At 58.5% G+C, this 22,326-nt stretch carries 18 protein-coding genes; 5 read left to right on the top strand and 13 right to left on the bottom strand.

Features of this window, described 5'->3' with window-relative positions; all coding sequences use genetic code 11:
* From eno to tilS, 4 genes are all read right to left on the bottom strand, one after another.
* Positions 1-1,214, bottom strand: a 1,214-nt coding sequence (eno, locus tag VIL80_RS08550) for a phosphopyruvate hydratase (RefSeq protein ID WP_332035695.1), incomplete at its 3' end; no start/stop codon positions are given.
* A 101-nt stretch (positions 1,215-1,315) separates the two neighbouring features.
* Positions 1,316-2,161, bottom strand: a complete 846-nt coding sequence (gene kdsA, locus VIL80_RS08545; RefSeq protein WP_332035694.1) for a 3-deoxy-8-phosphooctulonate synthase — start codon at positions 2,159-2,161, stop codon at positions 1,316-1,318.
* Positions 2,162-2,252: 91 nt separating this feature from the next.
* On the bottom strand, positions 2,253-3,884 hold the full coding sequence (gene pyrG / locus VIL80_RS08540; RefSeq protein ID WP_332035693.1) for a CTP synthase: 1,632 nt from the start codon (positions 3,882-3,884) through the stop codon (positions 2,253-2,255).
* Positions 3,885-4,009: 125 nt separating this feature from the next.
* Positions 4,010-5,314 carry a tRNA lysidine(34) synthetase TilS gene (gene tilS, locus VIL80_RS08535; protein ID WP_332035692.1) on the bottom strand — a complete coding sequence of 435 codons (1,305 nt, stop codon included), beginning with the start codon at positions 5,312-5,314 and terminating at the stop codon, positions 4,010-4,012.
* A gap of 312 nt (positions 5,315-5,626) precedes the next feature.
* Here tilS and VIL80_RS08530 point away from each other — a divergent pair, with 312 nt between their 5' ends.
* From VIL80_RS08530 to VIL80_RS08515, 4 genes are all read left to right on the top strand, one after another.
* Positions 5,627-7,084, top strand: a complete 1,458-nt coding sequence (locus VIL80_RS08530) for a sugar porter family MFS transporter (RefSeq protein WP_332035691.1) — start codon at positions 5,627-5,629, stop codon at positions 7,082-7,084.
* 287 nt (positions 7,085-7,371) lie between these two features.
* Positions 7,372-8,262, top strand: a complete 891-nt coding sequence (locus VIL80_RS08525; protein WP_332035690.1) for a DegV family protein — start codon at positions 7,372-7,374, stop codon at positions 8,260-8,262.
* Between the two features lie 189 nt (positions 8,263-8,451).
* Positions 8,452-9,255, top strand: a complete 804-nt coding sequence (locus VIL80_RS08520; protein ID WP_332035689.1) for a transporter — start codon at positions 8,452-8,454, stop codon at positions 9,253-9,255.
* Positions 9,256-9,314: 59 nt separating this feature from the next.
* Positions 9,315-10,613 (top strand): OmpP1/FadL family transporter, encoded by a 1,299-nt coding sequence (locus VIL80_RS08515; RefSeq protein ID WP_332035688.1) that lies wholly within the window; start codon positions 9,315-9,317, stop codon positions 10,611-10,613.
* 89 nt (positions 10,614-10,702) lie between these two features.
* On the opposite strand, the gene VIL80_RS08510 is transcribed toward VIL80_RS08515, so the two are convergent.
* From VIL80_RS08510 to VIL80_RS08490, 5 genes are all read right to left on the bottom strand, one after another.
* Positions 10,703-12,205, bottom strand: coding sequence for a phospholipase D family protein (locus tag VIL80_RS08510; RefSeq protein WP_332035687.1), 1,503 nt, complete (start codon positions 12,203-12,205; stop codon positions 10,703-10,705).
* Between the two features lie 97 nt (positions 12,206-12,302).
* Positions 12,303-13,877, bottom strand: a complete 1,575-nt coding sequence (locus tag VIL80_RS08505) for an AMP-binding protein (protein WP_332035686.1) — start codon at positions 13,875-13,877, stop codon at positions 12,303-12,305.
* A 169-nt stretch (positions 13,878-14,046) separates the two neighbouring features.
* A complete protein-coding gene (locus VIL80_RS08500) occupies positions 14,047-14,865 on the bottom strand; it encodes an SDR family NAD(P)-dependent oxidoreductase (protein ID WP_332035685.1) in 819 nt (272 codons plus the stop codon).
* 19 nt (positions 14,866-14,884) lie between these two features.
* Positions 14,885-15,898, bottom strand: a complete 1,014-nt coding sequence (locus tag VIL80_RS08495) for an NAD-dependent epimerase/dehydratase family protein (protein ID WP_332035684.1) — start codon at positions 15,896-15,898, stop codon at positions 14,885-14,887.
* 39 nt (positions 15,899-15,937) lie between these two features.
* On the bottom strand, positions 15,938-16,471 hold the full coding sequence (locus VIL80_RS08490; RefSeq protein ID WP_332035683.1) for a 2,4'-dihydroxyacetophenone dioxygenase family protein: 534 nt from the start codon (positions 16,469-16,471) through the stop codon (positions 15,938-15,940).
* A gap of 181 nt (positions 16,472-16,652) precedes the next feature.
* Here VIL80_RS08490 and VIL80_RS08485 point away from each other — a divergent pair, with 181 nt between their 5' ends.
* Positions 16,653-17,654: a helix-turn-helix transcriptional regulator gene (locus tag VIL80_RS08485; RefSeq protein WP_332035682.1), complete on the top strand. Its 1,002-nt coding sequence runs from the start codon at positions 16,653-16,655 to the stop codon at positions 17,652-17,654.
* Here VIL80_RS08485 and VIL80_RS08480 read toward each other — a convergent pair.
* The 4 genes from VIL80_RS08480 to VIL80_RS08465 all read right to left on the bottom strand — a co-directional run bounded on the left by VIL80_RS08480 (position 17,649) and on the right by VIL80_RS08465 (position 22,157).
* On the bottom strand, positions 17,649-18,686 hold the full coding sequence (locus VIL80_RS08480) for a HupE/UreJ family protein (RefSeq protein WP_332035681.1): 1,038 nt from the start codon (positions 18,684-18,686) through the stop codon (positions 17,649-17,651). The two genes, VIL80_RS08485 and VIL80_RS08480, sit on opposite strands and share 6 nt — an antisense overlap.
* A complete protein-coding gene (locus VIL80_RS08475; protein WP_332035680.1) occupies positions 18,683-19,567 on the bottom strand; it encodes a peptidylprolyl isomerase in 885 nt (294 codons plus the stop codon). The genes VIL80_RS08480 and VIL80_RS08475 overlap by 4 nt, the downstream gene beginning before the upstream one ends.
* A 9-nt stretch (positions 19,568-19,576) precedes the next feature.
* Positions 19,577-21,520, bottom strand: coding sequence for a DUF3604 domain-containing protein (locus tag VIL80_RS08470; RefSeq protein WP_332035679.1), 1,944 nt, complete (start codon positions 21,518-21,520; stop codon positions 19,577-19,579).
* Between the two features lie 130 nt (positions 21,521-21,650).
* On the bottom strand, positions 21,651-22,157 hold the full coding sequence (locus tag VIL80_RS08465; RefSeq protein ID WP_332035678.1) for a 2,4'-dihydroxyacetophenone dioxygenase family protein: 507 nt from the start codon (positions 22,155-22,157) through the stop codon (positions 21,651-21,653).
* Positions 22,158-22,326: the final 169 nt, after the last annotated feature.

Genomic DNA, 22,326 nt, shown 5'->3' with positions numbered 1-22,326 from the left:
TACTTGGCTACGCGGTCGGAGCGGCACAGGGAGCCGGTTTTGATCTGGCCGGCAGAAGTGGCGACCGCCAGGTCGGCGATGGTGGTGTCTTCAGTCTCGCCGGAACGGTGGGAGATCACCGCGGTGTAACCGGCGTCTTTGGCCATTTTGATCGCGTCCAGGGTCTCGCTCAGGGAGCCGATCTGGTTGAACTTGATCAGGATGGAGTTGCCAACGCCCTTCTCGATGCCGTCTTTCAGGATCTTGGTGTTGGTTACGAACAGGTCGTCGCCCACCAGCTGTACCTTGCTGCCGATTTTGTCGGTCAGGATTTTCCAGCCGTCCCAGTCGCTCTCGTCCATGCCGTCTTCGATGGAGATGATCGGGTAAGTTTCAGACAGCTCGGCCAGGTAAGAAGCGAAGCCTTCGCTATCGAATTCCTTGCCTTCGCCGGCGAGTACGTACTTACCACCCTTGTAGAATTCGGAAGATGCGCAGTCCAGGGCCAGGGTAATGTCGTCGCCCAGTTTGTAGCCAGCGGCCTCAACGGCTTCGGCAATCACTTTCAGGGCACTTTCGTTGGACGGCAGGTTCGGCGCGAAGCCACCTTCGTCACCAACGGCGGTGTTCAGGCCCTGAGCAGACAGTACTTTTTTCAGGGAGTGGAAAATTTCTGCACCCTGACGCAGGGCTTCGGCGAAGGTTTTCGCTTTGACCGGCTGGATCATGAATTCCTGGATGTCGACGTTGTTGTCGGCATGCTCACCACCGTTGATGATGTTCATCATCGGTACCGGCAGGGTGTACTGGCCGGGGGTGCCGTTGATGTCGGCAATGTGCTGGTACAGGGGAACGCCTTTGGAGATGGCCGCGGCTTTGGCAGCAGCGAGGGAAACGGCCAGGATGGCGTTGGCGCCCAGCTTGGATTTGTTCTCGGTGCCGTCGGCGTCGATCATCGCTTTGTCGAGGGCGCGCTGATCGGTTGCGTCCATACCTACCAGAAGGTTGGCGATTTCACCGTTGATGTTCGCCACGGCCTTCAGTACGCCTTTGCCCAGGTAACGGCTCTTGTCGCCATCGCGCAGCTCGAGGGCTTCGCGAGAGCCGGTGGATGCGCCAGACGGTGCACAGGCAGAACCTACCGCGCCGCACTCGAGAATCACATCGGCGTTAACGGTGGGGTTACCGCGGCTATCCAATACTTCAAAAGCTTTTACAGCAACAATCTTGCTCATGTTTACAACGGGCTCCTTGTCCTTCGAGAAATAGTTAGTCGGAAAAATGTGTCTGTGAGGTTTGGATGTGGTGGCACATTTCCCGCGCCACGCTTTTTTAATTATTTGGTATCCAGGAACTCGAATCCTTTTACCAGATCATCCACGGCTTTCATCTGCGCCAGGAAGGGCTCGAGCTTTTCCAATGGCAATGCACTGGGACCATCGCACAGGGCCTTGTTCGGATTCGGGTGTGACTCCAGGAACAGACCGGCGATGCCGATGGCGAGGCCTGCGCGGCCGAGTTCAGTAACCTGGCTGCGACGGCCTCCGGAGGCGGCGCCACCCGGATCGCGCATCTGTAGTGAATGGGTTACATCAAAAATCAGTGGGGCGCCGTTGGTGGCATCGATCATGGTGCGGAAGCCGAGCATATCCACCACCAGATTGTCATAACCGAAGCAGGCGCCGCGCTCGCAAAGGATGATGTTTTCGTTGCCGCCCTCGGCAAATTTCTCCACCACGTTTTTCATCTGTGGCGGGCTCATGAACTGGGGCTTTTTCACGTTGATCACCGCACCGGTGGCCGCCATGGCGGCGACCAGGTCGGTCTGGCGAGCGAGAAATGCCGGCAGCTGGATTACATCCACCACTTCGGCAACGGGTGCTGCCTGATGCGGTTCATGCACGTCGGTAATCAGCGGAACACCGAAGGTCTTTTTGATTTCTTCAAAAATCTTCAGCCCCTCTTCCATACCCGGGCCGCGATAGCTGTGAATGGAAGAACGGTTGGCCTTGTCGAAGGACGCCTTGAATACGTAGGGAATGCCGAGCTTGTCGGTTACCTTGACGTAATGCTCCGCGACCTTCATGGCCATATCGCGGGATTCCAGCACATTCATACCGCCGAACAGGGTGAACGGCCTGTCGTTGGCAACCTGCAGGCTGCCTACCTGAATGGTTTTCATCGCTCTCAACATCCTTATCGCGCCCCCGAAATAGGAAGGCGCGGGTATTCAAATTGTTGTTACGGACTGATTCAACGTGACCTGACAGAACTTACTTGGCCTGACGGTGCTTGAGTGCCGCAGCCACAAAGCTCTCGAACAGCGGGTGACCATCGCGGGGAGTGGAAGTGAATTCCGGGTGGAACTGACACGCCACGAACCACTCGTGCTCCGGCAACTCAACCATTTCCACCAGGGTGTCGTCCGCGGACCAGCCGCCAATCTTGAGACCGGCCTGCTGCAGGCGATCCACGTAATTGTTGTTCACCTCGTAGCGGTGACGGTGGCGTTCAACAATCACATCTTTGCCATAAATTTCACGCGCCTTGGAATCTTTCTCCAGACGACATTCCTGGCCGCCGAGACGCATGGTACCGCCGAGGTCAGACTTCTCATCGCGAGTTTCGACGTTGCCTTCACTGTCAATCCACTCGGTAATCAGGCCGATCACCGGATGCGGGGTTTTGACGTTGAACTCGGTACTGTTGGCGCCTTCCAGGCCCAGTACATTGCGCGCGTACTCGATCACCACGGACTGCAGGCCGAGGCAGATACCGAGGAACGGAACGTTGTTCTCGCGGGCGTAGCGTACGGATTCCAGTTTGCCTTCCAGACCGCGCTCGCCAAAGCCACCGGGAACCAGAATGGCATCGGCACCCTTGATCAGGTCGAGACCATTTTCGCCTTCCACGTCTTCGGCATTGATGAAATCAATGTTCACACGGGTGCGGTTCTTGATACCCGCGTGCACCAGGGATTCGATCAGGGATTTGTACGCATCCAGCAGCTCCATGTACTTGCCGACCATGGCAATCTTGATCTCGTGCTGCGGGTTCAGCTTGCCGTCGACCACCGCGTCCCACTCAGACAGGTCCGGTGCCGGGCATTCCAGCTGCAGTTTTTCCACCACAATGTCGTCGAGACCATACTCGTGCAGCATGCGCGGTACGCTGTAGATGGTCTTCGCATCCGGCAGCGGCACCACCGCGCGCTCTTCCACGTTGGTGAACAGCGCGATCTTGCGGCGGGAATCGTCGTCGATGGCGCGCTCGGAGCGGCACAGCAGAATGTCCGGCTGCAGGCCGATGGAGCGCAGCTCTTTTACGGAGTGCTGGGTCGGCTTGGTTTTGGTTTCACCGGCGGTGGCAATATAGGGCACATAGCTCAGGTGCATCAGCAGGGTGCGGTTACTGCCCATTTCCACGCGCAGCTGGCGCACGGCTTCCAGGAACGGCTGGGACTCGATGTCGCCCACGGTACCGCCAATCTCGACGATGGCCACGTCCATATCGCGACCGCCTTCAATGACGCGGCGCTTGATTTCGTCGGTGATATGCGGGATCACCTGCACGGTACCGCCCAGGTAGTCGCCGCGGCGCTCTTTGCGCAGCACGGTTTCGTACACCCGGCCGGTGGTGAAGTTGTTGCGCTTGGACATGCGCGTGCGGATGAAGCGCTCATAGTGGCCCAGATCCAGATCGGTCTCGGCGCCATCTTCGGTCACATAGACCTCGCCGTGCTGGAAGGGGCTCATGGTGCCCGGGTCTACGTTGATGTAGGGGTCGAGCTTGAGAATCGTGACCTTGAGGCCGCGGGCTTCGAGAATAGCGGCCAGAGAGGCGGAGGCGATACCTTTCCCCAATGAGGAAACCACGCCGCCAGTGACAAAAATGTAGCGCGTCATGCAAAACCTTGGTCAGTTGAATGCCCGACGGATTCGGGCGTGCGGGGCTGGCCCGGGAGGCGCGGTGTCGCGCAACCTGATGCCATTGAGATGGGACGCCAGACTACCAGAAAGCCCGTATCCACTCAATCGGAAAACCGCCATCTGGGCGGTGCTGAAGGTCCCTCCGTCGTGACGAATAAGTCGCCAACCGCGACCAGAATCCCGTCCCGGAAAATGAGTGGCACCCGATCCCGGAGCCAGGGCGCAAGTCCGTACTCCTGCAGCAGCTTTTTCAGGGTCTGGGAGTGATGGCGCTCCCGCGGTTTCGCCCGCTCGCCACCCGAGCGGAAGCGAACCGTATAGTCGCCAGCAGGCCAGTTTTCCCCGGGACTCAAAGTCCAGCCACCGGTCAGATGCAAAGTACACACACCATCCCACAGCCTTTTACCCTCTTCACCGGGGTCCAGAGGCTGCAATTGTGGTGTGAGATAAAGGCGATCACGATAGCGACGCAACACCTGCCTACCGAGTTGGACTTCTGGCACTGCATCGTCCGCAGCTCGGGCCTGCTGCATGGCCTGCCGCAGATGCACCGTTTCTGGCATCGACGCGCCGAGCCGCGCCAGCCAGCCCCGCAGCAGGTTTTTGCCCCGCGCCACGGACAGCCCGAGGAACATCGCCAGGTCGATGCTGTAGCCAAAGGGCTCCCGCCTGTAGTCACAGCGTTCGAGGTCCTCCCCTGCCATCTCATCCAGTAACCCGGCCGCATCCCGCAGGTGTTCAGCCGCCTGCGCCACACGTTCCCCCACTGGCCAGCGCTCAGCCAATGCCGGAATCACCCGGTGACGGAGATAGTTGCGGTCCAGCGCCAGGTGGGCATTACTTTCGTCTTCCACCCAGCTCAATTGATGCTCCCGGGCGTAGCCTTCAAGTTCCGCGCGACTTGCCCTCAGCAAGGGGCGCAGTATTGTCTGCCCCTGGGCCGGATCACCCAGGTAACGTTGCTCCTCCATGGCAGCGAGACCAAGCACACCCGCCCCCCGCAACAGCCGCAGTAAAAAAGTCTCTACCTGATCATTGCCGTGATGTGCCAGCAGGATCTGGTCGCCCGGCGCCATACGCTCGGCGAACGCCCGGTACCTGGCCTTTCGAGCTCCCTGCTCCAGTCCGCCACCAGTGCGGTCGACCTGTACCCGGCAATCGACAAATGGCACCCCTAACTCCCGCGCAGTCACCGCACAGTGAGACTGCCAATCGTCGGCCCGGGCGCTCAGGCCGTGATGCACGTGCAGGGCAGTAAATGGAACCTGCTCGCGCGCCAGCAGGTGCAACAGCACGGTGGAATCCAGCCCGCCGGAATACCCCAGCCACAAACGCCCCTGAGCAGGATGGCGCTGCAGCGCGTCCCACAACAGGCGGGCAAGTTTTGAAGTAGGACTTTCTGGCATTGAGGGGTCCAGGCTTTCCAGGCAAATAAGAGCACCATTATACCCGGCACCGGTTAACCACTGGAGCGGGCAATCTCAGCCTTTGTGTCCCACATAAATGGGGACTCCCACACAAACTGGGACGGAATGACGGTAAAAGCAGCGTCCAACTTTAGGTTTTTTCCCAAAGTAGGACGCTTTTATCCGGTTGGGACGTCACCATAGAGACTCCCCGAATATGGGAAGTCCGTGCAAAGAATCTGTACAACAAACAAAAGACCGGGTGGGTGCCCACAACCTGCCCGCCCACAATAAAAATGCAGGAAGTCACTCATGCAAGCGATTGAGAACTCCATCGACGGTGTCAAAGGCGCAGCCCTGGGCCGTCAAGATGCGCCACCACTCCCCTTTATTGTCCTGATCTGCGTTGTCGCGACCATCGGCGGCTTCCTGTTCGGCTTCGACAGCGGTGTGATCAACGGCACCGTCAGCGGGTTGCAGCAGGCGTTCAATTCCAACACCGCCGGTACCGGTTTCAATGTGGCTTCGATGCTGCTCGGCTGTGCCGTGGGCGCCTTCTTCGCCGGTCGCCTGGCGGACCTGTGGGGCCGCAAGACCCTGCTGTTGATCTCCGCGGTATTTTTCGTGGTCAGTGCCTGGGGCTCGGGTATCGCCGGCAATTCCACCGAATTTGTGTTCTACCGCATTCTGGGCGGTCTTGCGGTGGGTGCCGCGAGTGTCATGTCACCGGCGTATATCAGTGAGATTGCCCCCGCAGCAATTCGCGGGCGCCTGATCACCATCAACCAGATCGCGATCATTTCCGGCCTTTTTGCCGCATTTGTCAGCAACTACTGGCTGGCGAACACCGCTGGCTCCGCCGTCAATGAGTGGTGGATGGGCTACAACGCCTGGCGCTGGATGTTCTGGATCGAAATTGCACCGGCGGCACTGTTCTTCTTCGCCCTGCTGCTGATTCCCGAGAGTCCCCGCTATCTGGTGCTGTCCAAGCAGACCTCCAAAGCCACGGCAGTGCTCCGAAAACTCTACGGCGAAGCCGCCGTGGCACAGAAGCTGGAAAGCATCCGCGAATCCGTGGCCGGCGATCACCGCCCGCGCATGGCAGACCTGCTGGAAAGTGCCGGCCAGCGCGCAGGCAAGGTACGCAAGATTGTGTGGGTGGGCATCGGCCTCGCCGTGTTCCAACAGCTGGTGGGCATCAACGTGGTGTTCTATTACGGCGCGGTGTTGTGGCAGGCGGTAGGGTTCTCCGAATCCGATGCGCTGATGATCAATATCATTTCCGGTGGCGTGAGTATTGCCGCCTGCGTGATCACCATGACACTGATCGACAAGATCGGCCGCAAGCCGATTCTGCTGGTTGGCTCCATTGGCATGGCGATCACCCTCGGCCTGGTGGCCTTTGCGTTCGCCAATTCGAGCCTGGATGCAAACGGCCAGCTGCAGCTGTCTCAGGGCATGGGCCTGCTGGCGCTGATCGCCGCCAATACTTATGTGTTCTTCTTCAACGGCTCCTGGGGCCCGGCCATGTGGACCATGCTGGGTGAAATGTTCCCCAACCAGATCCGCGGCTCCGGCCTCGCGGTATCCGGCCTGGCGCAGTGGGTGGCCAACTTCGGCATCACCATGACGTTCCCGATTATGCTGACCGGTATTGGCCTCGCCGGCGCCTATGGAATCTATACCCTGTTTGCACTGCTCTCCGTAGCCTTCGTGCTTTATATGGTGCACGAGACCAAGGGCTTGGAACTGGAGCAGATGCGCGGCTGACCTGCGCGAGCTCGATAGCTTTCACTTCGAGGAGGGCGCGACGCCCTCCTTCTCCACTTTCGAAGCCCACCTTGACGCCTGCGGATAGGCGCCCCCTTTGCATGTAAGCACCTCTTTCACCAAGTTGATTGGCGATCCGGCGCCTCGCTGCTTGATCACCGCTACATTGAAACTTGGCAGTCACAATTGCTCCGGCAAAACACTCCGTTGCAACTGTCACAAAATGTGACGAAATGCTAAATTTGGCGCCCCTCTCCGACATTGAACCAACAATAAGAGGTGCCCATATGGTTCAGTTAGTCGTCGATTCCGGCTGCGACCTGCCCGATGAATTCCTGCGTAAGTTCAAAATTCCGGTTCTGCCCCACAGTGTCAGCTTCGGCAATGAGATGTTTGGTGATCAGCGCAATCCCGCGCAGATGAACCACTTCTATTCGCTGTCGCTGGTGGACCGCTCCCGCGAGGTCAACTCCGGCCCGGCTGGAGAACCCGAGATCGAGCAGGTCATTGCCAAGCTGGTACAACAGGGGCAGACCGACATCGTCGTGCAGACCATCAACGCTGCCAACAGCCCCACCTACGCCAACGCGCAAAACGTCGCCCGTAAACTGGCGAGCGAGTCCGTAGAGATCCACACCGTAGACTCCCACACGCTGTTCTCCGGTCAGGGGTTACTGGCACTGTATACCTTATCGCTGATCCAGAAAGGGCTCACCGGTGCGCAGATCAAATCCCGCGCGGAAGAGTTCGGGCGCAAGATTGTCGGCTACGCGGCCATCAAGGACGTGTACTACCTGCGCGAGCGCGGCCGCCAGAAGAATGAAAAGAGCGTGAGCTGGCTGAAGGCCTTTATGGCGAAGTCGCTGGACCTGCACCCCATTATTTCCATGACATACCAGGGCTCCGCGGTAGCGGATACGGTAAAAACCTACGACGCTTGCAGCGAGCGCCTGTTCCAATTGGCGCAAGAGAAAATTGTCGACAAGGCCTTATTGATGCCTGCGATAGTGGTGAGTATTGCCGGCACGCTGAAAGACCTGGATCAGGCTCCTGGCTTCAATGCGTTGGAAAAAATTGCCGCCGAACACAACGTAAAAATTTATCGCTCGGTCATGAGCCTTTCCGGAGGAATCAACCTTGGGCCCGGTACCGTGGCCCTGGCAATGGCCGCCAAGTAAATTTTCGCCCAATCACTCGGGCGGCGTTTACATCCGCCACCCGAGTGTTCTGTTCCAGCGCTCCTCGACATTCCCGTGTTGAGCACTGCGACGCTGATGTTGACCTGCGCGACGCAGAGGAACAATCGCCACCAGATACCGCTAGACTGAGGAAAGCCGTTTCACGACTTACCCTATCTGGTGAAAAAGATGTACCGAAATTTCGCCGCGTTTTTTGCCCTGACCCTTGTACTTACGAGCGTCAGTGCAAAGGCAGATTCCGATCTCGCCAAACAGCTCAGCAACCCCGTCTCCGATCTCATCAGCGTGCCCTTCCAGCACAACTGGGACAACCGTGTTGGCCCGGTGGAAGGTGGGCGCAAATATACGCTGAATATCCAGCCGGTCATTCCCATCTCCATCAGCGAAAACTGGAATCTCATCAGCCGCACCATACTTCCGGTGATGAACCAGAAAGATATTTTTCCCGGCAGCGGCGAACAGACCGGCCTCGGCGATACAACCCAAAGCTTGTTTTTTTCCCCCAAGAAGCCCACCGCGGGCGGGCTGATTTGGGGCGCTGGCCCGGTATTTTTGGTGCCTACCGGCACCGAACCTTTGCTGGGCACGGAAAAATGGGGCGCCGGCCCTACCGGGGTGGTACTGAAACAGGCTGGCCCCTGGACCATCGGCACCCTCGCCAACCATGTATGGTCTTTTGCCGGCAGCGATAATCGCGCCGACGTGAACAGCACCTTCATCCAGCCATTTCTCGCCTACAACACGCCCACCTCCTGGACTTACACCCTGCAAACCGAATCCACCTACGACTGGGAAACCGAGCAGTGGAATGTCCCCATTCATTTCATGGTGGCGAAGGTATTCACGGTGGGTAAACAGACCTACCAGATCCAGGCCGGCCCGCGCTATTACGCGGAAAGCCCCGACGGTGGCAGCCAGGACTGGGGCTTCCGGCTCAACTGGGTGATGCTGTTCCCGAAAGCCAAAAAATGACTGGACGATTGTGTTCGCATTGAATTTTCCGCGATTGTCGCCTCCAGAGGTAACTGGTCATGCTGCACCAACGAACCCGCCCCCTAACCACCGTGCAAAAAATCCTGCCGCTGTGTATTGCCGCGCTCGCAACACCTGCAGCGCAGGCCGGCGGCATCATGCTGTGGCAGATAGGCACCCCCACCCTCGGTACCGCCAGTGCCGGCTGGGCGGCGATGCCGGAAGATGCCGCCACCGCTTTTACCAACCCCGCCGGTACCGTTTGGCGTGACAAGACAGAGGTGCGCGCCGCCGCGCAGTTACTTTATGGCGACATCGAATTTACCGATGACGGACTGAGCAATGTTCCGGGGAATGACGGCGGCAACCCGGTCGGCTGGTTTCCCGGCGCCGGTGGCTTTGCCGCGGGGAAAATCACCGATGATATCGGCTGGGGCATCGCCATGGCCGGTAACTTCGGCCTCGGCCTCGACTACCACGACGACTGGCAGGGGCGCCGCTTCGTGCAGAATGTCGATCTTATCGGCATGAGCCTGATCCCGTCGCTCAGCTGGCAGGTCAACGACTGCCTGTCCCTGGGCGTTGGACTGAATGCGATGGCCGCCTACTTCAGTTTCCAATCCGCGCCGCGCGCCGGGCTGATTGACGAGGATGCGTACCTGCGTTTCAAGGACCTCGAAGCCGGATACGGCGGCAACCTCGGTATTATCTACCGGCCAGTACCCAGCACGACCTTCGGCATCACCTATACCTCGAAGGTGGAACTCGAATTCACCGACCTGCTGAAGCTCCGCAATTTCGGCCCGCTTTTGGAACCGGCCGCTGAGCGCCTAAACGGCCAGCGCACACAAATAGAAATCAATGTCCCCGCAACCGTCACTGCCAGCCTGCAGCAGGCGCTGACGGATTCCACCACCCTGTATATCAATCTCGCCTGGCAGGACTGGTCGGACTATGCCGGCGTGACGCTGGCGCTGGAGAACCCGGCCCAAACCTCAATCAAGGTGGATCGCGGCTATCAGGATACCGGCGCCTTTGCCGTCGGTATTCGCCACGAATTCAGCCAGGGCATGCTGGGGGGCTGGTACCTGTCCACCGGTGTGGCGCTGGAAAGCGGGATGACCAATGAATCCGACCTGACCGCGGATACGGTCACCAATAAAAGCTGGACCCTGGGCCTCGGTGCCGGCACGGAACTCTGCCCCGGACTCACCATGGATGTGGGCTACAACTACGGATCCCTCGGCGATATCGGCATCGATCAGCAGGGCCGCCCACCCTTCAGCCCCAGACTGGAAGGCACCTACGAAGACAGTGTCCTGCACTTCCTCGGCGGCTCGGTACAGTTTGAGTTTTGATGCCTGAGGCATTGCCGCTGGTAAATAAAAAGCCCTCATCAATGGAGGGCTTTTTATTTGTGACCGTAAAAAAATGATCACCGTGAATTTTAGATCTGCGATTCGATGGGGAGCCAGGACAACACCCAGGAGAGCCAGCGCTGCCAGCGTGTGGTTTCAGGATCCGTGGTTTCCTGCAGGGTCTTGCCATCCTCATCCCGTGCGCGCCAGCGGAGTTTACCGCGCTCGCTAAGCGACAGGTGCCACGCGAATTCGCCCGTCACCCAGTCGTCGAAGAGTTCGCTCAGTTCCCGATTGATCGCTTCATTCTCCATCAGCAGGCCGATTTCGGTGTTTTGCAATATCGAGCGGCTGTCGAGATTGATGGAGCCGACAAAACCGAGATCGTCGTCAATCACAAACGTCTTGGCGTGCAACGTCGCCTGGGATTTCCCCTGAAACCAGCGCTTGCGTTTCTTTTCCCCAGAAACCTTGCGCAACTCCCACAGGTCCACACCTTCCCTGATCAGCGGCTTGCGGTAACGCGCGTAGGCGCCGTGCACGATGGCGACGTCGTTACTGGCAAGGGAGTTGGTGAGAATATCCACATTCACCCCCCGCCCCTGCAGGCCGGTAAACAGCTCCGTGCCCAGCTTACCCGGAATAAAGTAGGCCGCGCTGATACGCACATTGGACTTACTGTTGCGAATTACTTTCTCCAGTTTGTAGCCGGGAAATTCTTCAACCGGGACACTGTCGCGATGCAGAGCCTTGTCGGGAGGGTCTGCAAACAAGGTGCCCGGCCCCCACTGGAAAGGAATTTTGCCGGCAAGGATTTCTCCGGCCATTTTCGATTCGCGCAGTGCGTCGATAAACTCGGATTTGGCCTCTTCCTCCAGGAAAGCCTTCACTTCACGGCGCAGATCATCCAGATGCTGGTTTTCAGGGCTCTGATTTTTCAATTTCTCCAGCGGCAACTCCGCCACCGAAACCGACACCGGGTTGTTCCAGTAGTCGTCGAAAATCTGCTTCGCATCGAGTAAAACACACCCCAGTGCCATTACATCCACATCGAGAAATTCGATATCGGCGCGGGAGAAATAGCCGTCGGCGATATTGCGCCCACCGGTAATCATCACCAGGCCGTCGGCCACGAACAGCTTGTTGTGCATGCGGTGGTTGATGCGGCCGAAGTTCAGCGCCTGCTCCACCGCGCGCTTGATCCCGGAACGGCCGGCCACAGGATTGAATACACGAATGGAGATTTTGGGATGCTGGTCCAGCACCGTTATCCAGGGATTGACCACCCGCGAACCCAGGTCATCCACCAGCAGGCGTACGCGCACGCCGCGGTCCGCGGCCTGCAATAACAGGCTGGCAAGAATACGGCCGACGCTGTCGTCTTCGAAGATGTAATACTGCAGGTCCAGGGAAACGCTGGCTTCCTGAATCAGTGCCGCACGTGCGACAAAGGCCGAGAGACCATCCTGCAACAGATAGAACCCGGAATCTTGGTCGCATTGCGGTTGCGACTCGCGGTGCACAGCGGTTGCAAGCCGGGAATCTGTCGCCGGCGGAAGGCTGCTGGATTGATTGCGCGATGATCGGGACATTCCGGCATCAAATCTTTTCAGGTTGATGTGTAACAGACTAGTTGGTGCGCATAAAAAAACGCAGCGAGAAGCTGCGTTTCTTATGGTGCGACAGGTGTCAGGCGGTTTCTGTCCTGAGCTCCCGGCGCAGGATTTTGCCCACGGTGGACTTGGGCAATTCCTTCTGGATGACGATCTGCTTCGGCACCTTGTAGGCGGTCAGCTGGGTACGACAGAACTCGATGATGTCATGCTCGTCGACTTCACCATCGACCACCAGGTGCGCGCGCACGGCTTCGCCGGTCTGTTCGCTGGGAACACCCACCACCGCGGCCTCTACTACCTGAGGGTGACGGCATAACACGTCTTCCACCTCGTTCGGGTATACGTTGAACCCGGACACAATAATCATGTCTTTCAGGCGATCCACAATGCGGATATTGCCGTTGTCCTGAATCAGGCCAACATCGCCAGTACGGAAGAACCCATTGCGCATGACCTTGTCGGTTTCTTCGGGACGATTCCAGTAGCCGAGCATAACCTGCGGCCCACGGACCACCAGCTCACCGCTCTCGCCCTGGGGCAGCGCGTTGCCGTCTTCGTCCCACACCTGCACCTCGGTGTTCTCGAGGACAGTACCCACGGTGCCAATTTCCTCGCGGCCGAACTCGTTCAGACAGATGACCGGTGAAGTCTCAGACAGTCCCCAGCCCTCGGTTACCGGGCAGCCGGTCACCTGGTGCCAGAGTTCCGCCGCGCTGCTGGTCAACGCGGTGCCACCGGAGAAGGTCATTTTCAACGCGCTGAAATCCAGCTGCTTGAATTCCGGGTGGCGGCACAGGCCCACAAACAGGGTGTTGAGGCCGGCGAGGCCGGTAAAGCGGAACGGCGCGATCATTTTCACAAAGCCGTCGATATCGCGCGGATTGGGGATCAGCACATTCAGGCTGCCCATGCCAAAGAAAGTCAGCATGTTCACGGTGAATGCATAGATGTGATACAGCGGCAGCGGGCAGATAAAAATTTCTTCGCCCTCGTTGCCGCGCTGGAGAATACGCTCCAGCATCTGCTGGGTATTGGCCAGCAGGTTGTCGTGGGTCAGACACGCACCCTTGGCGACACCGGTAGTGCCACCGGTGTACTGCAGCACCGCGATATCCGAGCGTACAGCAGTACTCTCTACCAGGTCGGCACAGGCGGCGCCGCGCTCGATGGCGGAAACAAAGCTGTGGTAGCCCTCTGGCGCCGTTACCGCTTTGCCCAGCAGGTCCGCAGGCCCGGTCACCAGAACGTGTTCGATCCCGGTGGCGGATTTGATTTCTTCATACTTGCCAACGAAGTCGGCAAGGATCACCAGCGCCTTGGCACCAGAATCGGAAAACTGGTGCTGCATTTCCCGCGGGGTGTACAGGGGGTTGGTGTTGACCACCACCAGACCGGCACGCAGTGCGGCGTAGGCAGCAATAGGATATTGGGTAATATTCGGCAACTGAATGGCAATGCGGTCGCCGGACTTGAGGCCGCATTCGTGCTGCAGCCACTGCGCGAGATGCCGGGATTTTTCCTCGATCTCGCCGAAGGTCAGCGACTGACCAAGGCAGTGATAGGCCGGTTTGTCATGGAAGCGCTGCAGGCAGTGGCCGATATAGTCGGCAAGGTTTGCAGATTCCAGGCTCAACTCGCGTGCATTCATATTTTGCTCTCTCATAGGCGCTTACGCGCTCCGAAAATTATTGTTTTATTTTTCGGTCAGGTGTGGACAGTAAAAGGTGGCTGCACAGCGCAGCTGTGAGCCATCCTATTACCGCGGCACTCCGTTCATCAAGTCCGGCGAGTGTCCAATACGCCAGGATGAAAACCGGTCACCGAACTTCTTTTAACGCTTTCGCCACTTTCTGGTCAACAATCCAGCGGAACAGCCCGGTATGGCTGCGGGCGAGGTAACGAGTCAGCTTTGCCTTGAATCCCGGCGTAATCATAAAGGTGCGCTTGCGCAGACCATCCAGAATACCCTCAACCGCCACTTCTACCGGCAATACACCGGCGAATTCGTTCACGATCTCGGTCACGCGACTGCCCACGCGGCGCTCTTCCACCAGCATCGGCGTCTGGATTTCACCCGGGCAGACCACGGATACGTCGATGCCTTTTGGCTTCAGCTCGGTCCGCAGCACTTCCGCGAGGCCGACTACACCGAATTTAGAGGTGGCATAGGCACCGTGGGTGTAGCTGCCGCACATGCCAGCCAGTGACGCAATCAGAGCCAGATGGCCACCAGGGCGCATGTGCTTCAGTACGCCGGCGGCAAAGTTGCGGCTGCCGTACAGGTTGACCCGCATGCTCTGGTCAAACATCTCGTAAGACATTTCGGTAAACAACGCGGTGCGCAAAATACCGGCACAGTTGATGGCAAACTCCGGCGCGCCCAGGGTCGCTGCCGCTTCATCCATCGCCAGTTCGACCGCCTTTGGATCGGTAATATCCACCAGGAAGCGCTCTACCCGCGTGTTGCCTTTACACAAACTGCTCAGTTCATTCAGCAGCGCGTCTTCCACCTTCAGGTCGAAGATCGCCACCGAGGCGCCGTCCGCCAGCAGGGCGCGGGTCAGGTTGAGGCCGATACCACTGCCACCACCAGATACAAACGCCACCTTGGGCACACCGTGTTTCCAATTGCTCATAACTTCTTTACAACTCTGTTTATGCGGACACGGCCGTGGCGGACGTTTTGAAATGTGACTGAAGCTCGTCCATGGCCTGGTCAAACGTGACCACCGGCATATAGCCCAGCAGGCGGCGGGCCTTTTCATTCGAGAATTCATTCGGGCCGCCCATCAGCCGGTAGGACTGCCGGGTGATCATGGGGCGCTGCGGCTGGCGCAGCAGGTGCCCGAAAAATTCCAGCACCGGGGCCAGGCCGCGGGCGAGAACATTGGGTACTGATTTGGGTGCCGGGGTACCGGCCAGGCTCGCCAGGCGCTGCAGGTATTGCTGCCAGGTAACATCATAACCATCCGCTGCGATAAAAATGTCGCCGTTGTGACAGTCTGAACGCGCTGCCGCTATCAACAGTGCCACCAGGTTTTCCACGTGCACCAGACCGGCATCCCAATCCCCCTTGCCCAGCAGGCAGGGCTGACCGGCACGCAGCAACTCCAGCATGGTATTTACCCAGGGTCCACTGCCAACACCGAACACATTACCCGGGCGCACGATGGTCGCCTTGAGGCCACGCGCAACCGCTTCGAGCGTCACACGCTCCTGTTCCTGCTTACAAAATTCGTAGGGAGAACAGGGCTTGCCCACCGGGCTCTCCTCATCCAGTTTGCCCTTGGCCAGCGCGCTGGCATAGGCACAGACACTGGTGGTCACCACAAAGTGAGAACCCCAGCGCTGGGCGAGGTCTATGGCCTGCTCGGTGCCGTGTACGGTGATATCCACATGGGACTGCAGCGCACCCCAGTCACCGACCACCGCGGCCAGGTGGAAAATCGCATCCACCGGACCTATCTCGTCGGCGAGGCTGGTCAGGGTACGCACATCACCGGTTACCATGCGCAGCTGGTCGCCCCAGGCCGCCCACTCTTCGGGCACCCGCTCTCCGGGCATCATCAGGGCGACGACCTGTACCTTTTCCGTCAACAGCTGGCGCACCAGGTGGCGGCCGATAAAGCCGCCAGCACCGGTTACAAACGCCGAGTTCAATTGGCTCATAAGACTCTCTTCAGAACACTGCTATGCGGTCGTAGCGGCTTATTCGCCAACGACGATCATGTTTTCGCAGGTCTTGCCTTCGGCTTCACACAGGGCGCGGTAGACGGTCATGACCATCTTCGCATCCAGCACGCTGGTGACATTGCCGTCATCGTCGATATTGACGTTGCTGCCGAAGACCGCAAACCAGACTTCCGCATCTTCAGTGGCGTCATCGGAGACGGTCAGGGTGTGTACGGAGTGCGCTGGCTCGAACAGGTAGGAACCTTTCTTGTTCACCTTGTCCGGATACTCTTTGTAGAACCATTCACCCGCGGTGGTCACGGCAAATACCGGGCCGGTGTGGTAGTGGGTGTCGACACAAAAGCCGGGTTTGAATTTGTTTTTGATCACCCACAGGTTCTGGTTCAGGTCTACGTGCAGTACCTGCAGCAGGGAACCATCGGGAAGGGGCACCCAGGGCAGGTCCGCTTCCTGAATCAGAATCGCCTCGCGGGCGTGATCGCGGGATACAACGCCGCCGGTTTGCATTGCGGCCAGCATTTCCAGAATCGGGGTCTTGGTCTCACTCATCGCCGTTCTCCAGTAGTTGAGTTGGTATTTGTTATTGTGTTTCCCCCTGCCTTCGGAACCTGTTCGCAGGCGCGAAGGAATTTGCCCAGTCTAGGGAAGATGGCACGAGCCCAACTTGACTTTTTACGAACACGGTTTGACTATTTGCGAACAGCCCACCTAGACAAAAGTCGAGCCCTCCATGTTCCTGATTCGCAGCGGTGCCATCGAAGGTTATGAATCATTGGTCAGCCAGTGTGGCCAGAACCCCACCGCACTGTTGCAGCGGTTTGGCTTCAGCAGTGCCCAGCTGCGCGACCCGAACACCTATGTGTCCTACAACCGTCTCGCCGACCTGCTCGATGCCACCGCCCTCGCCTGTGGCGACCCGCTTTTCTGCCTGAACCTGGCGGCAGACCAGAGCGTGCTGGCACTCGGAGAGATCGCGCTGTCCATTCGCCAACAGCAGACACTGGCCGATGCCCTCAGCTACTCCAACCACCACATCAGCCTGCACGCGTACGGTGTGCATGTACAACAGAGACCTCGCGGGGACACGCTGGAACTGCAGCTGACGTTCGATTTCACCAACAGCAGCGGGCTTACCCAATTGATGCAGCTGAGCGCCGGGCAGGCGTTCAACCTGGTGGCGCAGATGGTGGGCAATGTCGGCAGCGCGCTGAAACTGCACCTGTCACAAACGGCACCGGCGAAAAATATCGACACCCCTGCACCTTATAGAGACCACATTCTCTACAGCAGTAACTTTGCCGGTATCAGCTTTCCGTTGAGCTGGCTCACGCGAAAGCCGCAATACGACGAGCAACTGCTGCGGGAACATTTCCAGCAGCGTATCCGGCTGCTGCAGTCCATCTATCCCGGCAACCTGCAGGCCCAGGTATGCCATATCATTGGCAACCTGCTGCCGAGCGGTGAGTGCAATATCGAGCGCGTCGCCGCTGCACTCAACCTGCACCCGCGGGTATTGCAGAAAAGGTTGCAGCAGGACGGCATCAGCTTTCGCGAACTACTGCAGCAGACACGTATGGAAATCGCCAAGCGCAACCTGCAACACGGCCAGCTCAGCGTTACCGACCTCGCGCTCAACCTCGGCTACGCCGATGTGGCGATATTCAGCCGCAACTTCAAACGCTGGACCGGCGTATCACCGAGCGCGTGGAAAAAAACCGGCGACGTCTCATGAAACCAGCGCGAAGGTGCGATCGATCAGCCACCAGCTTGCGGTGCCGCCAATTGCGTAAACCACCACCATGGTCGTGGTTGCGCCGATTATCGCCACTCTGTCTTCCGCCTGCTTGCCGCTTTGCAGAACCTTGCGCACCAGTAGCACCAGCGCCGCTACCACAGCGATAAACAGCAACTGCCCGGCTTCCACTCCCAGGTTAAATGCCAGCAGCGATCCGGCAATGGCCGATTGCGGCACACCGATATCCGCCAGCGCACCGGCAAACCCGAGGCCATGTAACAAGCCGAATCCCAGAGCCACCAGCCAGGGTCGCCGGATTGCCAGCGTCAACTTTCCCCGTCGCTTCAACAGGATTTCGCTCGCCACAAACACGATGCTCAGCGCAATCACCGCTTCCACCGGCGCCTGGGGTACGGAAATCCAACCAAGTACCGACAGCGCCAGGGTAACGCTGTGCGCCAGGGTAAATGCCGAGATAGTCACTGCCAACGAACGCCAGCCGCTTACCAGCAACAGCAACACCAGAACAAACAACAGGTGATCGATACCGAGCAGGATATGCTCGACGCCGAGCACGAAATACGTTTTCAGCCAGCCATCCGCGCTCGTATCTGCGACAAATGTATATCGGGGGTTTTCCGGCACCAGGCGCCCAACCAATTCCCTGCCATCGAGCCATTCAACACGCATCAGTACATCGGTCATGGTCTGCTCCAGCCCGTCAACCACAACTGTGGTACCGGACAATCCGGTTGGGCTGCCGATGCGCCAGCTTTCGGTGTACATACCATTGACCAGTCTGCCAACAGCGTTGTCGAGCTGGGAGACCTGCCCGTCAAACCGCACATCAAGCGACAGCTTCATCTGGCCGCGGGCCGGTACCCGCCACACTAGCTTGAATTCTCCCTCGTGCTCCTCGGTTAACTGTAAATACGCGGGGCGCAATTCGTGTGCGGACGCATTGCCGACAAAAACGCTCCCGGCGACAACCATGAGTAGGGTCAACGCGCGAACCAAATTTTTCGTCATCGCGCGGCGACCTCTGCTGCCGATGCGGAATCACCGCGAAGCTGTTCGCTTGCTTCACTTTCCATGCGCACCCGATAGCCCTCACGCAGGAGCAGATACTGGCGATCAAGCGTGTCGCTGTGCTGCTGTGCCTGCCAGTCGCGCATTACCAGTGCCCTGACGCTGGCAAGCTCGGCGGTGGCTTCCGGTGTGTAGGCCTCGATAATCACCAGGTGCTCACCGTACTCTGAACGGATCGGACCAACCCACTGCCCCTGGGGCTGCTGCATCAATTGTTCCGCAAACCCTACCCCCAACTGCTTATCCACCTCTTGCGCGGATGCGTCGGTAAATTGACGAGGCAGAAGATGGCTATCGCCTTCTACATCGGTAACCGCAGCCGGTGCCAATGTGGCGAGTAGTGCGCGCGCATCCTCTGCCGGCGCTGTGCGGTGATCACCGCTGAACAGGATCTGACGGAAACTGACACGAGCGGGGACCCGGTAGCGTTCGCGGTTGTCATGGAAAAACTGCGCCAGTACCTCCGGCGCGGGTTCTACCGAATCCACCAGATCCCGAGCGAGAAATTCCATTTTCAGCCGCAAACGCCGGCGGATCACCGTATCGTCTGACTCCAGGCCGAGTTTCAGTGCTTCGCGGTACAGCACCTCCTCACGCACAAAGTTGTCCACCAGCTTCTGCATTTCCTCGCCATTCGGCGGTCGCTGCCAGCTGCGCTCGAACACCGATGCCAGGTGTGCGACGCGGCTGGGGGTAATCACGATGTCTTCCAGATCGGCAGCGCCCGCATTGAACAGACCGTCGATGGCAAACAGCAAGCCGCCGATCAGGGCAAAGTGCAGCAAAGGGTCCCGCAACAGCGGGACTTTTTTCAGACTCATGGCCACCACTTACTCACCACCAGCGGATACTTCTGCGAAATACTTTGACTCCGGCGTGTACCAGATGGGGGAACTCCAGGCGCGCTCCTGGATGGAAACCGGCAGGTCCTCGCGGGGTTTGCGCCCGAGCGCCTTGGCATCGTAGGTAGACCAGCGCGGGGTCGGAATTTCCAGCACACGCACATAGTAGAAGGCGTATTGATCCGGTTTGAAGCTGTCATCCCGCCACACCGCCGTCAGCTGGCTGTCACCGATGTCGTTGGTATAGGTGGCGGTGTCCGGGTCCACGGTATTGCCTACCGGCGGCACCTTGCCATCGTCACCAACACTGCGGCCATCCGACAGGGCGACATCGAAAATCGCTTCATGTTGTTCACCATTCTCGACCCAGCCCTTTACCACCTGGATCCGATCCAGGTTGGCGCCGGCGCTGTCCTTCATCGCGCTGATCAGGAATACCGGTTTCTTGCCACCTTCTGATGCCGGCAGGTCACCACCCATGGGCACCCCGTCGCGGTAAGCCTGTGCAACCCAGTCACTGTTATTCGGAGAGTTTTCATTGAAGTTCCAGCCGCCGAAGAAGCGCAGTTTCATACGCGTACCAGAGGTTGCGTAGGTCTCCTTACGCATCAGCGCCGCATAGATCGCTTCGCGGGTATTTTCCGGTGCCCACACGGCGGCGAGACCGCCGGAACTGAATTCGCGCACGCGGCGGTTGTTGACCTCATCGCCAGGCAGCGGGCCATCGAGGCGCTTCTTCGGTGTATTTTCAAAACCGAATTTGCCGGTGTGATTGTCTTCCTCCACCGAAGCCGCCGCATTGTGGGTATCGGAATCTCCGATCAGTCCGAATTTGTACGGGTTTGGCCGGCCCTCGACCGCCATGGACAGGCCATCCAGATAGGCCTGACGCGCGTAGCCGCCTTTCTTGTGCTCCGGTACCGCGGCAACACTCGCGGCCAGCAGGTAATCCCACAATTCGAAGCCGGCAAACTCGTCGTTGGGCGACAGCGACGGATGGGTTTCGGAGCTGCCCTTGATTTGGCTCACCTCATACAGCGGCTCGTTGGCGATACGCGCCTCGATATATTCCGCCGACAGCGGCTCGCCATCTGCAGTCGCGGTCGGGAACATCAGTCCGTCGCTGGCGTTGCCGTTGTGGGTGATCGCCAGCACCGTCGCACCATTGGCGCGGGCGCGATCCATGTATTTCCACAGGTCCTGCGGATCTTCGGATTCATTGGTACTGAACGGCAGCTCTGGAACACCAACCGACGTCTCGAACACCACCACCCGGTGCAGGTTGCGCATCGCCGGGGTGGAAGTCCATTCGAACGCGGGGAAGGTGGTGAACTTGCCCGGCTCGTAGTATTCGTCTGCGGTGCGCACCACTTCCTGCCAGATCGGCTTCATGATCGCCGGATCCGCCAGCGCGGGATCCTCCATGCCCGGGGTCATGGTATCCAGTACGCGGGCGTAGGCATCAAACGCGACTTTCTTGTCCGTGGAGAGAATTTCTTTGGCGATCGGCAGTTTGCTGGCCGGGTTTTCCGGGTCCTGCATTTTCTTGAACACGCCGAGGTATTCGGAGTGATCGGACACCGCATAAAAATCCAGAGGACGCTTGATCTGCATGACACCCGCAGCCGCCGCGGCGGGAATCGCCTCACCTTTCGCCCAGCGGTAGGCATCCGCCGGCGTGGTATTGGCACCGTTGGTCAGGGCATCGAAGGAGTAACTGGTGTGAACGTGAAAATTTCCGAAATAAACATTTTCGGCGAGATCCGACGTATCCACAGTCACATTGGTGCTGGAAGGAATATTGCTGTGCCCACTGGCGGCGGGTTGCTCGACAACCGCCTCCGCTGCCGCTTGCTGTTTTTCGTTTGCCACCTGCTCGCCACAACCTGCAAGTCCAAGGGCCAATAGGCAGGCACCAGAAATATGTCGCATCCGATTACTCTCGTTTTACTATTTTTTGGATTGATTGCGTGCGCAATCGAAGATAGAAAAATGCGACCTTCTCCTAAGGAGGGAAGGCCGCAAATCAAAGGACGGAAAAATACCTCTAACGACTACGGCATTACTCGTCCGAATAGCCCGCTCCGGATGCCGGCTTGATGTAGCGCGGAACGATACCCTGGGCTTTCGCCGCTTCACGAATCATCATTTCAATCCAGCCGGCGTCCATCACGTTCATGAACTCGTCGTTTTCATCGAAGTTGATATTTGATCCGGTCACCATCATGAAAGTATCGGTCACTTCGGTGTTGCTCTCCGGCACGTGCAGCTGGTGGATGGAACCGCCCGGCTCATACAGGTAGCTGCCTGCGGTCTGTGGCTGATCCGGATACTCCACGTAGTGCCAGCTGCCGGTCATGGTGTACAGGTGCACAGCACCGGTATGGAAATGTTTGGGCAGGGTAACGCCCGCTTCAAACAGTACGCGTAAAACCCACACACCATTTTCAGGATCCAGGAAGCAGGGATAGACGTGCACACCCGGCAATACGTTCTTGATCAGCGGCAGCTTGCTGGTATCCAGGGTCAGCAGGGAGTCCTGCGGGTGAATCGGCATTGGAAGTACCATGTTATTTCTCCTTTCACTCTCTGTTTGAGTAACGGTTTTCAGGATTGGGGGTAAGCCTGCCGGATTTCCTGCATGGCTTCGTCAAGGGTGACCGACGGCTGGTAGCCGAGAACCTGTTGCGCCTTGCTCGCGTCAAAAATACTTTCGACCCCCGTAAGTCGGTAAGCCA

Origin of the sequence: Microbulbifer sp. (assembly GCF_036563125.1) — a bacterium.
In the GTDB taxonomy this organism is placed as follows: Bacteria; Pseudomonadota; Gammaproteobacteria; order Pseudomonadales; family Cellvibrionaceae; genus Microbulbifer.
This window is presented reverse-complemented; position numbering and strand designations above follow the sequence as displayed.

Excerpts from the sequence above, each read along its gene's own strand:
- kdsA (WP_332035694.1), bottom strand. The coding sequence starts at position 2,161 with ATGAAAACCATTCAGGTAGGCAGCCTGCAGGTTGCCAACGACAGGCCG.
- pyrG (WP_332035693.1), bottom strand. The coding sequence starts at position 3,884 with ATGACGCGCTACATTTTTGTCACTGGCGGCGTGGTTTCCTCATTGGGG.
- tilS (WP_332035692.1), bottom strand. The coding sequence starts at position 5,314 with ATGCCAGAAAGTCCTACTTCAAAACTTGCCCGCCTGTTGTGGGACGCG.
- VIL80_RS08530 (WP_332035691.1), top strand. The coding sequence starts at position 5,627 with ATGCAAGCGATTGAGAACTCCATCGACGGTGTCAAAGGCGCAGCCCTG.
- VIL80_RS08525 (WP_332035690.1), top strand. The coding sequence starts at position 7,372 with ATGGTTCAGTTAGTCGTCGATTCCGGCTGCGACCTGCCCGATGAATTC.
- VIL80_RS08520 (WP_332035689.1), top strand. The coding sequence starts at position 8,452 with ATGTACCGAAATTTCGCCGCGTTTTTTGCCCTGACCCTTGTACTTACG.
- VIL80_RS08515 (WP_332035688.1), top strand. The coding sequence starts at position 9,315 with ATGCTGCACCAACGAACCCGCCCCCTAACCACCGTGCAAAAAATCCTG.
- VIL80_RS08510 (WP_332035687.1), bottom strand. The coding sequence starts at position 12,205 with ATGTCCCGATCATCGCGCAATCAATCCAGCAGCCTTCCGCCGGCGACA.
- VIL80_RS08505 (WP_332035686.1), bottom strand. The coding sequence starts at position 13,877 with ATGAATGCACGCGAGTTGAGCCTGGAATCTGCAAACCTTGCCGACTAT.
- VIL80_RS08500 (WP_332035685.1), bottom strand. The coding sequence starts at position 14,865 with ATGAGCAATTGGAAACACGGTGTGCCCAAGGTGGCGTTTGTATCTGGT.
- VIL80_RS08495 (WP_332035684.1), bottom strand. The coding sequence starts at position 15,898 with ATGAGCCAATTGAACTCGGCGTTTGTAACCGGTGCTGGCGGCTTTATC.
- VIL80_RS08490 (WP_332035683.1), bottom strand. The coding sequence starts at position 16,471 with ATGAGTGAGACCAAGACCCCGATTCTGGAAATGCTGGCCGCAATGCAA.
- VIL80_RS08485 (WP_332035682.1), top strand. The coding sequence starts at position 16,653 with ATGTTCCTGATTCGCAGCGGTGCCATCGAAGGTTATGAATCATTGGTC.
- VIL80_RS08480 (WP_332035681.1), bottom strand. The coding sequence starts at position 18,686 with ATGACGAAAAATTTGGTTCGCGCGTTGACCCTACTCATGGTTGTCGCC.
- VIL80_RS08475 (WP_332035680.1), bottom strand. The coding sequence starts at position 19,567 with ATGAGTCTGAAAAAAGTCCCGCTGTTGCGGGACCCTTTGCTGCACTTT.
- VIL80_RS08470 (WP_332035679.1), bottom strand. The coding sequence starts at position 21,520 with ATGCGACATATTTCTGGTGCCTGCCTATTGGCCCTTGGACTTGCAGGT.
- VIL80_RS08465 (WP_332035678.1), bottom strand. The coding sequence starts at position 22,157 with ATGGTACTTCCAATGCCGATTCACCCGCAGGACTCCCTGCTGACCCTG.